Genomic DNA, 14,045 nt, shown 5'->3' with positions numbered 1-14,045 from the left:
TTGCGCCTGCTGCGGTCGGGCTCGTACTCTACTGATCCGTTGTCGAACATGTGTGTCTGTGTCCCCAAATTACGAAGGTCGTGCGGACCTGGCCCGGATGCGTCACCCCCGGTGACTCTCGCGGCACGAGCAATCCGCGTTCAACTCTAGATAACCAGCCTGAGCATTCGCCACGCCGCGCCCGCCTCGCTCAGAGTCGTTACAATCTCCGTCTTTCGGATGACACGGCTCGCGCATATCGCCGGGGTCGGGCGTAGCGTAAGAGCATGTCAGAGCAGACCTCACCTCAGCCCACCACCCACCTCGGCCGCACGGGAGTGGAGGTCAGCCGCCTCGCCCTCGGAACCATGATGTTCGGCGACTGGGGAAACCGCGATCACGATGACTCCATCCGTGTCATCCACCGGGCTATCGACGCGGGCATCAATTTCATCGACACCGCCGACATCTACTCGTTCGGCGAGTCTGAGGAGATTGTGGGCAAGGCCATCGTCGGCAAGCGGGACGACCTCGTGATCGCCACCAAATTCTTCAACGGCATGAAGCAGCAGCCGAACTACCGCGGGGGATCGCGGCGCTGGATCATCCGGGCGCTCGAAGACTCCCTGCGTCGTCTCGGCACCGACTACATCGACCTCTACCAGATGCACCGGCCCGACGAGCACACCGACATCGACGAGAGCCTCGGCGCGCTGAGCGATCTCGTGACGCAGGGCAAGGTGCGCTACATCGGCTCGTCGACCTTCCAGCCCTCGCAGGTCGTCGAGGCACAGTGGAGCGCCCGCCAGAACCACACGGCCCGTTTCGTCACCGAACAGCCGCCCTACTCGATGCTGGCGCGGGGCATCGAGGCCGACCTGCTGCCGACGACCCTGCGCCACGGCATGGGCACGCTCGTCTGGAGCCCGCTCGCCGGTGGCTGGTTGAGCGGCAAGTTCCGTGCCGGGCAGGACCTGCCGACCACCCACCGCAGCGATCGCGACCCCGGCCGCTACGACCTCTCGAAGCCCGGCATCGCCGCCAAATTCGGCGCCGCCGACAAGCTGGGCGCTCTCGCCGACGACCTGGGCGTGCCGCTCGTGCACCTCGCGCTCGCCTTCGTGCTGCGCCACCCGGGCGTCACGAGCGCGATCATCGGCCCGCGCACGATGGAGCAGCTCGAGTCACAGCTCGACGCCGCCTCGCTCGAACTCTCGACGGAGACGCTCGACCGCATCGACGAGATCGTTCCCCCAGGAACAAACCTGAACCCGGATGACGCGGGGTTCACGAATTACTGGCTGGAAGCCGCGCGGCGCCGGCGCTGACGTTCTGACATGTCCTGGGCGACCAACGAGGCCACGCGCACGTCGATGCTCGGCAACCGCAGTCGCGACACGAAGCCGGAGCTGCTCGTGCGCCGGGCACTTCACGCCCAGGGCTACCGGTTCAGGGTCGACCTACGACCGGAGCCGACTCTGCGCACGCGGTCCGACATCGTGTTCACCAAGCGACGCGTCGCGATCTACATCGACGGATGCTTCTGGCACGGCTGCCCGACGCACGGCACTACACCCAAGTCGAACGTCGATTACTGGGCTCCGAAGCTCGCACGCAACATCGAGCGCGACCGCGAATCCACCCGTGCCCTGCAGGAGCGAGGTTGGGTCGTACTGAGGTTCTGGGAACACCAGCCCGTCGGCGAGGTCGTCGCCGCCATCACAGCCCGCCTCAAAAGCGAAAACGCGTCAACCGCCTCAAAGTAGCGCATACCCCCCGAACGAGGGAAGTCCCCTTTTTTGGGCGATCCGCGCTGCTACTTTCTAGGCACTGTTACGCGCGTCACGCACCCTAGTGACGCGGAAGACGCCGACGAAGTCGCTTCCTCCTCTGGGAGTACCGTCCGTTCGAGGCTTCCAGTTCACTCACGTAGATACCCGGCCCGCGTGTACCCGATGCGCGCGAGCACAGTGAAGGAACCGCCCGAATGACTTCCGCGCACCCCGAACGCCTGTTCACCGGAACCCGCCGCCCCGACGAAGCCCCGCTGCCCCGCAAGATCGAGAATTCCGCGGTGCAATCGCCCTCGCTGCTGCTCTTCGTGGTGATCGCCATGATCGGCGTGCTCGCGTACACCGTGTTTCTCGTCAATCCCTCGACTCGCGGCGACCTGCTGCCCTATTCGATCGTGATCGTGGCCGAGCTGGTCTTGGTCGCCCAGGCCACCTTCTCGATGTGGACCATCCTCTCGGGAGGCACCGACCCGCGCGACTTCAACTTCCACCACGCGCAGGAACGCCTCTACGACACGGCCATGATCCGCGAGGGCCGGCTCGAGAACCGGCCGCGCGTCTGGCCGATGCTGCTCGACGAGAAGCCGGTCAGCGTCGACGTGTTCATCACCGTCTACGGCGAAGACCTCGACACGATCGAGCGCACCCTGGTCGCCGCGATGAATCTCCGCGGCGCCCACCTCACCTGGGTTCTCGACGACGGACGTTCCGACGAGGTGCGTGACCTCGTTGCCCTACACGGGGCACGATACATCCGAAGACTCACCAGCAACGGCGCGAAGGCGGGCAACGTCAACCACGCCCTCAGCATCACGAAGGGCGAGTACTTCGCCATCTTCGACGCCGACTTCGTGCCGAAGAGCGACTTCCTCTACGAGACGCTGCCCTTCTTCATCGACGACGATGTGGCCTTCGTGCAGACCCCGCAGGCCTACGGCAACATGAACAACATGATCTCGCGCGGCGCGGGGTTCATGCAGGCGGTCTTCTACCGGTTCGTGCAGCCGGGCCGCAACAGCTTCAACGCCGCCTTCTGCGTGGGCACGAACGTGGTCTTCCGGCGCACGGCCGTGATGGACGTGGGAGGCATCTGCACCGATTCGAAGAGCGAGGATGTCTGGACGTCACTGTTGCTGCACGAGCGCGGATGGCGCTCGATCTATATCCCGGTGACACTGGCGATCGGCAACGCACCCGAGACCATCGAGGACTATTCGAAGCAGCAGATGCGCTGGGCCACCGGCGGATTCGAGATCCTGTTCTTCCACAATCCGCTGAACCCACGGCGCAATCTGACCGCCGACCAGCGCGTGCAGTACATGATCACCGCCACGCACTACCTCGTGGGCATCGTGCCGCTGCTGCTTCTGCTGGTGCCTCCGATGGAGATCTTCTTCGATCTGCGCCCGGTGAACCTCACCGTCACGTGGGCCACCTGGCTGCTGTTCTACTTCGGCTTCTACGGCCTGCAGATTCTGCTCGCGTTCAACACGATGGGCTCGTTCAGACCCGAGACCCTGATGCTCGCCAGCGTCTCGTTCCCGATCTATCTCAAGGCGCTAGTCAACGTGCTGATCCGCAAGCAGGAGGGCTGGCACGTCACCGGGGGCGCCCGCAAACGGAACTCGCCATTCAACTTCATGATCCCGCAGGTGCTCACCTTCACGTTCCTGCTGCTCACCTCGTTCGTCGCGATCTACAAGGACCTGGGCAACCAGACGCTGACTCTCGCCACGGCGTGGAACCTCACCAACACCTTCATCCTCGGCGCATTCGTGATCGCGGGGCTCCAGGAAGTGCGCGCCGCCAAAATCGCGCGCAGCGCTCTCGTCGCCCCCAAGGTCACTCTCGACAGCGGGTTCGCTCGCCCCGTCGTCACCGCGGCGCGCGTGCCCGAACGGCAGGTCGCCTGATGACCTGGGGTAATCGCCTGCGGCTCTTCGCCGGCATCGTGGTGATCGTGCTGATCGTCGGCGTGGCCACGGTCGTGCTGTCGCAGCGCAAGGGCGAGACCAGCAGCAGCACGGCGTCGATCGAGGCCGTCGCCTTCCCGGTGGGCACCGACTACGCGGGAACGATCATCGAGCAGCCGATCACCAAGGGCGACGTGATCGCCGCGGGCGATCCCATCGCGACCATCGACAGCAGCATCCTGCGCGAGAGCCAGGCCAAAGGTACGGTCACGGCGTCGAGCGCTGTCTTCGACGTGCACGATGACGGCACCGTCACCGTCAAGTCCACCGTATCGGGCGTCGTGCAGAACGTCGCCATCCAGCAGGGCGGCTACGCGGGCAGCGGCTCCACCATCGCCACGATTCAGGCCACCGACGCGCTCTTCGTCACGGCCGAGTTCACGCTCGACCCGAAAGACTTCGCCCGCGTGCAGAGCGGCGCGTTGGTCAGCCTCAAGCTGCCCAACTCCGACCGGGTGAACGGGGAGGTCGCACAGGTCGACGTGACCACCGTCGACGGTAACGCGCGCGCCATCGTGAAGGTGACGAGCCCGAACCTCGACTACGGCGGTCACGGCGGCCTCGTCGCCCCCGGCACACCGGTCGAGGCAACACTCACCCTGCGCAACGACGATCCGCTCTCGACGGCCGTCGACGCCCTGCAAGGTTCGGCCGAAGACTTCGTGGGGACGCTATCGCGGTGAGGGTGCGGCGGCGGGGCATCGTGGCCCTGACGCTTGCGGCGGTGCTGTCGGGCTCGGTCTTCGGATGCACCGGGGCCGCTCCCACGCCGTCGACGGCGCTCTCGGCCCCGGTCGTGGCGCCGCTGGTGGACGAGCTGTCGACCACGGCGCAGTCCACGCTTCCCGCCACCCGTCTTGCCGATGGGCTCGTGGCGCCCACCAACCGCTGGTTCAGCCCGCTCGTCTTTGGCGACGAGCCGGTCTTTCCGCTGCCGCTCTCGTTCGCGTTGACCGAGGGTGGCTTCGAATTCGGCCTGCCGACGGTGACGAGCGCGCCGGCGCTGATCGCGGCGCCGGCGGTCGCGCAGCTCGCCGTGACGACGGGAGCGGGCGAGAGCGTCGTCACCAGGTACGACGAGGTGTCGGTCACGATCGCGACCGCCGGCAGCGGGGCGGTCACCATCGCGCGCGGTTCGCCCCTCGTGAGTTTCACGGCGAGCGCGTCGACCGAGCTGGGTCTCACCGCGGCCTTCAGCGACGAGGGGGACGGCGTCTATTCGGCGGTGGCCGAAGGGCAGCGGTTCGGACTGGTCACCGGGGGATCCGTCGACGGCACCCGGCTGACACTCACGGAGGGACAGGTGGCGAACTGGTTCCCGCTTCCCGTGGGGGTCGGAATCCACGACCTGGCCGGCTTCGCTCGCGAACCGCTGAACCGGGTGACCACCCGCTACTCGTCCACCTCCTCCGAGGCCAGCACCACCCTGCGATACTCCACGGGATCGACGCTTTTCGGCGCGTTACCCCACCAACGCGACGGGCTCGTGACCACCACCTGCACCCTCGGTTTCTTCGCCACCGTCTACGGCGAGATGCAGCTCTGCGGGGGCACCGACCTCGCCTGGACGGTGCCCACCGTCGAGCCGCGCAGCGCCTTGGACCTGTCCGGTCTCTCCTCCGACGACCGAGCCGAGCTCGAGGCGCAGCTCGGGCGGGACATCGCCGAGACCGACCCGCTACCCACCGACACCTACTTCGGCGGCAAGGCTCTCGCCCGTCTCGCCACGCTGCTTCAGCTGGCCCGGTCGCTCGACGCGACCGCGGCGATGGACTCGCTGACCGGCACGCTCACCTCCGCGCTTCGCGAGTGGACACAGCCCGAAGGCTGCGAGCAGCGCGCCGAGCGATGCTTCGCCTACGACGAATCCGTGCGGGGGATCGTCGGCCAGACCGCCTCGTTCGGCTCCGACCAGTTCAACGACCACCACTTCCACTACGGCTACTTCCTGTTCGCCGCGGGGGTCGCGGCCGAAGACGATCCGAAACTCGCGGCCGAGCTGGAACCGGTGATGACCCTCCTCGCCGCGGACATCGCGAGCGGGTCGCCGTCACGATACTTCCCCACAAGGCGCGTCTTCGACCCGTACTCCGGCCACTCCTGGGCCTCGGGGTTCGCCCCCTTCCGGGACGGCAACAATCAGGAGTCGTCGTCGGAGGCGGTGGCTGCCTGGAACGGTCTCGCCGCGTGGGCAGACGCCGTGGATGACCGCGCACTCGCGGGGGAGGCTCGCTGGATGCTCTCGGCCGAGGCGCACTCCGCTACCCGATACTGGACGAACTTCGATGAGACCACCCCGCCCTACGCGGGGTACGACCGCTCCGTCGTCGGAATCGTCTGGGACGGCAAACGCGACTACGGCACCTGGTTCAGTGCCGAGCCCTCGGCGATACTCGGCATCCAGCTGTTGCCACTGTCGCCGGTGGGTGACTATCTGGCGGGCGACCCGGGCCGCATCCGAAAGAATATCGCCGAGGCGAGCCCTCCCGGCCAGTTTTCGGACTATCTCCTCATGTACCGGGCTCTGGCAGGGGCTCCGGATGCGGCCGAGGCACTCGAGGCGGCGCGCAACCTGCCGTCGGCGGCCGTCGACGACGGCAATTCGCGCAGCTACCTGCTCGCCTGGATTATGCGACTGCGCTGATCAGGCGACTGCGCTGATCAGGCGACTGCGCTGAGGTCGCGCGCCATCACCCGGCGCGAGGGCGTCGGCACGGCGATCTCGGAAAACCCGGCCGCCTCGAACATGGAGACGGTGCCGTGGTAGAGCGCGTCGGCGTCAGACCCGGAGATCAGCGCGGGCTCGACCGGATACCCCTCCACGACCCGGGCGCCTCCCGCCCTCGCCCGGTCGACCGCCGCAGCGATGAGCGCGCCACTGGTTCCCTGTCGCCGAAACTCGCGGCGCACGACGAAACAGACGACGGACCAGACGGATGCGTCGCCCCAGGTCTCGGCAGAACCCGACTGCACGACGCGGCTGCGTCGAAGTCTCGGATAGTTGTCGCGCGGCTCGACGGCCACCCACCCGGCCGCTTCGTCGTCGACATACGCGATGAGGCCGGGGGTCGGATCACCGCGGCGGGTCTGCTCGTGCAGCCTGGTAGCGAAAGTCTGCGCGTCGGTCGCGTCCCACTCGGCGGGCGTCACCTTGAAGTACTGGCACCAGCAGGTGCGCGGATCGCCCGGCGTCTCGAACACGCGCTCGAGGTCGGCCCAGGGAACCTCGGACGCCGAACGGATCGCGATCATGAGGTCGAGGGTAGGGGATATCGTGGCCCGGTGACTATCCGCCCAGTGACTATTCGCTCAGGTCATCCCGACGACATCAGCGCCTGCGTCGACCTCTGGCTGTCCGCTCTCGAGGCGCGTGATGGATTCACGCCGCCGCCCCAGTCACGCGAGAGAGCCAAGGCAAAGTTCGAACGGCCGGTTGTGCGGTTTGCGGTGGTGGAGTCGCGCGCCGACGATATCGACGGGTTTGCGCTCACGGTTCGGGCGCCGGGCGAGGTCGCCCTACTCGAACTCATCGCTGTGGCGCCGGAAGCGACCGGTCGAGGGGCGGGCGGAGCGCTTCTGGACGACGCGATAGCGTTCGCGGCAGCATCCGGTGCTCGTGTTGCCGAACTGTGGGTGCGGCGGGGAAATGACCGAGCCCTGACGCTCTACACGTCTCGCGGGTTCGGGGCGACGGGAGGCCTCGAAGCGCACCCGCTGCTGGGCGAGCCGATGCTGCAGTACCGGCTCGCGCTGGCGCCTCGACACTAATTTCAAGAAACTTCTCCACAGGTGCGTCGAAACCGGTCGTTTCGAGGCCCAAAACGCACCCCGGTGTCGGTGGGTCGAGTTCGAATTTACGCATGAGAACAGACAAGCAATTCGACGATCCACCACCCGAAGAACCACCGCCAGACCAACCACCACCTGACGAACCACCACCGGACGTGGCCGCCCCCGATCGAATCCCCGGTTCGGTGAACCCCTACTCGTCGTCGCCGTACGCCCAGCGACGCGCGCTCTTCGCCGAGTTCCTCGACGAGGCCGAGATAGCCGATCGGCAACTCTCCGTCACCATGGCCAAGCGGGCCAGACGAATCGACGAGCTTCGGCGAGTCTCGGTCTCGATCGCCGCAGACGAGAGCGACGAAGACGCGACGAGGCCGCCGCAGCTGCGCGTCGATCAAGGCAAGGAGTCGGGCTGGTCGATCGGCAACCGGGCGAAGACCGAACTCGCGACCGAGCTGGCCACGGCTCTGAACCTCTCGAAGAACGCGGCGCGAACCCTCTTGGCCGAGAGCGAGACGCTTGTCGCCGACCTGCCGCTGACACTCGGGGCGCTCGACGACGGCGCCATTCGCTACGAACACGCCAGGGTGATCGCCTCCACGGCGTGGTCGCTCCCTCCCGAGTCTCGCGCGGCCTTCGAAGCAGAGCTCGTGCCGCTCGCGGCCACGCTGATCCTCACCGTATTTCGCGCGCGCGTGCTCACGACCCGGGAGCGAATCCACGCCGAGACGATGCAAGAGCGCCACGAACGAGCCGCCGCCTTCCGCAACGTCTCCATAGAGCTGGGCGAAGACGGCTCGGGGTATCTCACCCTGCGCGATTCGAACGAGGTGATCGCCGCCATCTACAACCGGGTCACCGACATCGCGCTCGTGAAGGTGAAAGACGACCCGCGCACGCTGGCGCAAAGACGGGCGGATGTTGCGACCGAGATCCTCATCAAAGGTGACCTGTGTGCCGCGGTCGACGATGACGCCGACCCGACTAGCTCGGATGGTAAACGTCTCGGCCACGGCATCGTCGCCAACGTGCACATCGAGGTGCCGGTGCTCACCCTGCTGGGTCTGGAGGCGGCGCCTGCGACGCTCGAGGGCAAGGTACCGATCGATCCGGCCACGGCGCGAAAGCTGGTGGCCGACGCTCCCGGGTTCTTCCGCCTCCTCACCGACCCCATCACCGGGTCGATCGTGGCGTTCGACGACACGTTCCGGTTCCTCCCCGCCTCGCTGCGTCGGGCGGTGCGACTGGTCGACCGAACGTGCACCGGCCCGTGGTGCGATGCCACACCGAAAGAGTCCGACGGTCACCATCCCAGCGAGTGGCAGGAATCGCACGACACGTCGCTCGACAACTCGGCTCTGCTCTGCAAACCCGACCATCGGCTCGTGCACAACACCCGCTGGACGATGAACAAGCTGCCCGACGGCGACAAGCAATGGATCTCGCCGTGCGGCCGCATCAGACGGGTCGCACCGCTCCGGCGGCTGTCACCCGCTTTCGTCGAGGCGCTCAAGCCCGACCCGCGGCAACGCGAGGAGGCCGAAGGTGGCCCGGCAGCCGCGTGGGAGTCGACCGAATACCCCGGAGAGGAGCCCATGCCGTTCTAGATTCCCTCTGCCGTTTCAGATTCCCCCTGGCGTTCTGGATGTCCCTCTGCCGTACTCGAACATCGCGCGGTCGGTCGTGCGCGATAGCCTGACGAGTGCCGCACGCTGGTCGCGACAACGCGATGCGCAACACGGCACAGCACTCTGGAGCCCCGTGATTCTGATCGACCCGACGACAGTCATCTATTCCGCGAGCGATCTCACCGCCGCCGCGAAGTGCGAGTGGGCGCTGATGCGCAAGCTCGACGCGAAACTGGGCCGGGTCGAGAGGGTCGACGATGTCGAAGACGACATGCTCGTGCGCGCCGGCCTGCTCGGAACGGCGCACGAGTTGCGAGTGCTCGAGACTCTGAAGAAGACCCGGCAGGTCGTCGAGTTCGACCACCCCGATTTCGACCAATACGGCGAGGCGGCCGCGATCACGGCTCAGGCCCTGCGCGACGGGGTCGACGTTCTCTTCCAGGCCACGTTCTTCGACGGCCGCCTGCTCGGGTTCGCCGACTTCATCATGCTGAACGACGACGGCGTCTACGAGGTCTACGACACCAAGCTCGCCCGCAGCGCCAAAATTACCGCCCTGCTGCAACTCGCCGCGTACAGCGACCAGGTGCTGGCGCTCGGCGTCGAGGTCGGCGACAACGTACACCTCATCCTCGGCGATGGTCGAACCAGCACCCACGCCCTGCGCGACATCCTGCCGGTCTACCGCAAGCGCCGCGAGCGCCTGCAGACGATGCTCGACGACCGCCTCGCGGATGACTCGCCCACACCGTGGGGCGACCCGCGCTACTCCATCTGCGGACGCTGCGCCGCGTGCACACAACAGGTCGAACTGCACCGTGACGTACTGCTCGTCGCGGGCATGCGCCTCACCCAACGCCGCAAGCTCAACGCGGCAGGCATCACGACCATCGACCAGCTCGCGAACGTTCCCGACCAGATAGACGGGCGTGCGGCGGTGGAGGGCCTCAGCGCCGCGACCCTCGCCGGGCTCCGTTCGCAGGCGCGCATCCAGATCGCGCCCCACGACGGCGATGCGCCGGCGTTCGACGTCTACAACCCGAAAGCCCTCGCGGCCCTGCCGCTCCCCGACGCCGGCGACATCTTCTTCGACTTCGAGGGCGACCCGCTCTACTCCGAGCCGTCGCGCGGTGCCAGCGTGAGCGGCGAGGGAGTCGCCGGGCTCGTCGAGGCTGGCGGGGCAGCCGGGGCCCCGCCCGTCGAGTGGGGCCTCGACTACCTGTTCGGCCTCGTCGAGCCGGATGACACGTTCCGCACCTTCTGGGCCCACGACTATGCCGAGGAGCGGGTGGCCTTGGAGCAGTTTCTCGCCTACGTCGCCGAACGTCGGGCGCAGCATCCGGGCATGCATATCTACCACTACGCCGCCTACGAGCGCACCCACCTGCTCTCCCTCGCCGCGCGCCACGGCGTCGGCGAAGACGCCGTAGACGACCTGCTGCGCGACGACGTGCTCGTCGACCTGTATCCGCTGGTGAAGAAGAGCGTGCGGGTCGGATCGCACAGCTACTCGATCAAGAAGCTCGAGCCGCTCTACCTGCCGAGCGAGCGCAGCGGCGTGGCGAACGCCGCCGACTCCGTGACGGAGTACGCCGACGCCCGCCAGCTCATGCGCGACGGCGACGTCGAAGCGGGTCAGGCCAAGCTCGACGCGATCGCCAGCTACAACGAGTACGACTGCGTGTCGACGCTTCGGCTGCGCGACTGGCTGCTCGCGCGCGCCGTCGAGAACGGCATCGCACCGATGCCCGCGCGCGACATCGAGCTCGACCTACCGATCGTGCGCGAGCCGAGCCCCGTCTACCTCGAGCTCTCACAGCACGTCGCCGACGTGCAGGTGGGGGAGCGCACGCCGGATGACACGGCCATCGCCTTGGCGTCGGCGGCGATCGACTACCACCGTCGCGAGGGCAAGAAGTTCTGGCAGGACCACTTCGACCGGCTGGTCTCGCCGCTCGACGAGTGGTCGGACACCCGCAACGTGCTCGTGATCGAACACGCGGAGGTCGTGAAGCCGTGGTACCGCGAGGGGCGGCAGAAGAAGGATCGCCGCATCATCGAGGTGTCGGGCACGCTGTCGCCGGGCAGTTCGTTCAAGGCCGAACAGAACCCCTACCTCGTGTACGAAGATCCGCAGCCGCCGATCTCCGCGAAGCGCTCGCCCGGCGCTCGCGCGTCGAGCGAGGGCGAGATCATCGACATCATCGAGGAGGCCGGGCACGTCACCTACGTGATTCAGGAGCAGCTCGAAACCGGCGCCGAACAGTTCGACGAGCTGCCCGCCGCGCTGACGCCGCCCGCACCACCACGTCCCGCGCCGCAACCTGAGGCTATCGAAGAGTGGGGCGCGCGCGTTCTCGACGCGCTGCCCGAGATGCTGCCGAATGCCGCGCTCGACGTGTTGCGCCGCGTACCGCCGCGCGCGACGCTCGCGCCCGTGGGCGACGACACCGTCGCGGCGATCCGCGACACCCTGCTGACGCTCGACCACTCCTACCTGGCGGTGCAGGGACCGCCCGGAACCGGCAAGACCTTCACCGGCTCGCGTGTCATCGCCGATCTCGTGAAAAACCACGGGTGGCGGGTTGGCATCGTCGCCCAGTCGCACGAGACCGTGAAGAACATGCTGCGCGCGATCGCCGCGGCCGGCCTCGACCCGAAACGCATCGGCAAGAAACCGAAGAAGGGCGATATCGACGACCACCCGTGGGTCACGCTGAGCACCCCCGCGAACACTTCGGACTTCACCGGGCAAGACGACGGCTGGGTCATCGGCGGCACCGCCTGGACGTTCGCGAACGCCGGCACGATCCCTCGTGAGTCGCTCGACCTGCTGGTGGTCGACGAGGCCGGACAGTTCTCGCTCGCGTCGACGATCGCCGCGGCGGTGTCCGCTCAGCGGTTGTTGCTGCTCGGCGACCCACAACAGCTTCCCCAGGTGAGCCAGGGGTCGCATCCGGAACCCGTCGACGTCTCCGCGCTCGGCTGGCTGAGCGCCGGCCACGACGTTCTGCCGCCCGAGTTCGGCTACTTCCTGGCAAAGAGCTGGCGCATGCATCCCGCGGTGTGCGCGCCGGTGTCGAGGCTGTCGTACGAGGGCAAGCTGGAATCGAAGGCAGAAGACCGGATGCTCGTGGGGCTCGAGCCCGGACTCCATCCGATCGCCGTTGATCACCACCTCAACTCGACCTCATCGCCTCAGGAAGCCGAGCGAGTCGTCGAACTGGTGCGCGACGCACTCGGCCGGGCGTGGACCGAGGGCGGCACGACCCGGCCGCTCGAGCAGACGGATGTCATCGTCGTTGCGCCGTACAACGCGCAGGTCGAGCTGATCGGCGAGCACCTCGCGGCCGCCGGGCTGGGCAGCGTGCCGGTCGGCACCGTCGACAAGTTCCAGGGCCGGGAGGCGGCCATCGCGATCGTGTCGCTCGCGGCGTCGTCCGCCGACGAGGTGCCGCGCGGCCTCGAGTTTCTGCTGCTCGCCAACCGGCTCAACGTGGCGATCTCGCGGGCGCAGTGGGCGGCCTACCTGCTCTACTCACCGGCGCTCGTGGAGTACCTGCCGACCAACCCGGTCGCGCTCGCACAGTTGAGCGCCTTCATCGAGCTCGTCGAGGCGCAGGGCTAACGCGGCGGGCTCACGCAGGCTCACGACCCGAGCATGTTACGCTACCTCGGTATTCTTATCTCGAGGGGGCAGCATGGCGCGACCGCGCAACACCGAGTCCGACGCGCTGATCCTCGCGGCCGCCGCGGAAACCCTGCTGCGCAGCGGCTATGACGGGCTCGTCATCGACGAGCTCGCCCGCGTCGTGGGCGTAGCGAAGACGACGGTGTACCGCCGCTGGCCCACGAAGAACCACCTTGTTGTGAGTGTCATCGCTGGCTGGCAGGACGAGGTGGGTGTTGCCGGGCCCGGTGGCATGGTCGGTGGCCAGGCAGATGGCACGATAGTCGACGCGGCAGGCGACCTGGCGCACATCGCGACCGCCCTCACGGCGATCGTCGGCGGCATGTGTCGCGCGCTCGATCCGGCCCCGATGCGGAGGCTGGTCGCGGAGCTCGCCGCCGCGCGCATGACCGACGACGAACTGGGGTCGTCCGTGGACCGGTTGTGGGCGGAGCGTCGCGCCGCCATCGCGGCGGTGCTCGAGCGCGGCATCGCGAGCGGCGGACTGAGGCATGACCTCGACGTCGAACTGGCGATGGACGAACTCGCCGGGGCTGTCTACTACCGCGTTCTGATCACGGGCGCGCCCCTCGACGACCGGTACGCGCACGCGCTCGTGCAGAGCGTGCTGGCGGGTGCGCGATGACCGCGCTGCCGGGCGGTGAGCGGCGGTTCGACTGGCGGCGTTCGGGCATCGGCGCGGTGACGATCCTCGCGCTCGTGGTGATCCTCGCGCTGTGGCAGCGGGCGCATCCGTATTCCATCGAGACCAGCGTCGACATCGACGCGACCCCGCAACACGTCTGGACGACGCTCACCGACTTCGATGCCTATTCCGAGTGGAACCCGACCCTCACCGGCATGCGCGGCGAGGTAGAGGAAGACGAGCGACTGGCGTTCGAGAACGACGGCACCGAGTTCACGCCCACGGTTCTCGAAGTGGATGAGAACAGGCTCCTGCGGTGGGAGGGCCACGTCGGCGTTGTCGGCATCTTCGACGGCGAACACAGTTTCACGCTCGAGGCCCTACCCGGCGGCGGCACGCGGTTCACGCAGAGCGAGCAGTTTCGCGGCGTCGCCGTGCTCTTCTTCACCGAGACGCTGCGCAGCGAGACCGCGCCGTCGTTCCACGCGATGAACGCGGCACTGCGCGACCGCGTCGAGGGCGACCGCGTCGAGGGCGAGAATGAGGGCGCGACGCGCGGATAGTGGGCAC

General features: G+C 67.5%; 11 protein-coding genes. 10 read left to right on the top strand and 1 reads right to left on the bottom strand.

Features of this window, described 5'->3' with window-relative positions; translation table 11 throughout:
* Window positions 1-266 precede the first annotated feature (266 nt).
* The 5 genes from ACLQ6X_RS14585 to ACLQ6X_RS14565 all read left to right on the top strand — a co-directional run bounded on the left by ACLQ6X_RS14585 (window position 267) and on the right by ACLQ6X_RS14565 (window position 6,389).
* Complete coding sequence (locus tag ACLQ6X_RS14585) at window positions 267-1,307, top strand: aldo/keto reductase (protein ID WP_411700881.1); 1,041 nt, start codon at window positions 267-269, stop codon at window positions 1,305-1,307.
* A 9-nt stretch (window positions 1,308-1,316) separates the two neighbouring features.
* Window positions 1,317-1,745: a very short patch repair endonuclease gene (locus tag ACLQ6X_RS14580; protein ID WP_411700880.1), complete on the top strand. Its 429-nt coding sequence runs from the start codon at window positions 1,317-1,319 to the stop codon at window positions 1,743-1,745.
* A 221-nt stretch (window positions 1,746-1,966) separates the two neighbouring features.
* Window positions 1,967-3,685: a glycosyltransferase family 2 protein gene (locus ACLQ6X_RS14575; protein WP_411700879.1), complete on the top strand. Its 1,719-nt coding sequence runs from the start codon at window positions 1,967-1,969 to the stop codon at window positions 3,683-3,685.
* Window positions 3,685-4,428: an HlyD family efflux transporter periplasmic adaptor subunit gene (locus ACLQ6X_RS14570; protein WP_411700878.1), complete on the top strand. Its 744-nt coding sequence runs from the start codon at window positions 3,685-3,687 to the stop codon at window positions 4,426-4,428. The genes ACLQ6X_RS14575 and ACLQ6X_RS14570 overlap by 1 nt, the downstream gene beginning before the upstream one ends.
* 20 nt (window positions 4,429-4,448) lie before the next feature.
* Window positions 4,449-6,389: a glycosyl hydrolase gene (locus tag ACLQ6X_RS14565; protein ID WP_411700877.1), complete on the top strand. Its 1,941-nt coding sequence runs from the start codon at window positions 4,449-4,451 to the stop codon at window positions 6,387-6,389.
* A gap of 17 nt (window positions 6,390-6,406) precedes the next feature.
* Here ACLQ6X_RS14565 and ACLQ6X_RS14560 read toward each other — a convergent pair whose 3' ends face one another.
* Window positions 6,407-6,997, bottom strand: a complete 591-nt coding sequence (locus ACLQ6X_RS14560; RefSeq protein WP_411700876.1) for an N-acetyltransferase family protein — start codon at window positions 6,995-6,997, stop codon at window positions 6,407-6,409.
* 45 nt (window positions 6,998-7,042) lie between these two features.
* Here ACLQ6X_RS14560 and ACLQ6X_RS14555 point away from each other — a divergent pair, with 45 nt between their 5' ends.
* From ACLQ6X_RS14555 to ACLQ6X_RS14535, 5 genes are all read left to right on the top strand, one after another.
* On the top strand, window positions 7,043-7,513 hold the full coding sequence (locus tag ACLQ6X_RS14555; protein WP_411700875.1) for a GNAT family N-acetyltransferase: 471 nt from the start codon (window positions 7,043-7,045) through the stop codon (window positions 7,511-7,513).
* A gap of 176 nt (window positions 7,514-7,689) precedes the next feature.
* Window positions 7,690-9,138: a DUF222 domain-containing protein gene (locus tag ACLQ6X_RS14550; protein ID WP_411700874.1), complete on the top strand. Its 1,449-nt coding sequence runs from the start codon at window positions 7,690-7,692 to the stop codon at window positions 9,136-9,138.
* A 154-nt stretch (window positions 9,139-9,292) separates the two neighbouring features.
* Window positions 9,293-12,787 carry a TM0106 family RecB-like putative nuclease gene (locus ACLQ6X_RS14545; RefSeq protein WP_411700873.1) on the top strand — a complete coding sequence of 1,165 codons (3,495 nt, stop codon included), beginning with the start codon at window positions 9,293-9,295 and terminating at the stop codon, window positions 12,785-12,787.
* Window positions 12,788-12,860: 73 nt separating this feature from the next.
* Entirely contained in the window at window positions 12,861-13,475 is a 615-nt protein-coding gene (locus tag ACLQ6X_RS14540) for a TetR/AcrR family transcriptional regulator (RefSeq protein WP_411700872.1), read from the top strand.
* Window positions 13,472-14,038, top strand: coding sequence for an SRPBCC family protein (locus tag ACLQ6X_RS14535; RefSeq protein ID WP_411700871.1), 567 nt, complete (start codon window positions 13,472-13,474; stop codon window positions 14,036-14,038). The genes ACLQ6X_RS14540 and ACLQ6X_RS14535 overlap by 4 nt, the downstream gene beginning before the upstream one ends.
* Window positions 14,039-14,045: the final 7 nt, after the last annotated feature.

The sequence above is a fragment of the Conyzicola sp. genome (assembly GCF_046714715.1).
In the GTDB taxonomy this organism is placed as follows: Bacteria; Actinomycetota; Actinomycetes; order Actinomycetales; family Microbacteriaceae; genus Conyzicola.
Note: the sequence above shows the minus strand (reverse complement) of the source record. Positions and strands in the feature narration are given on the sequence as shown.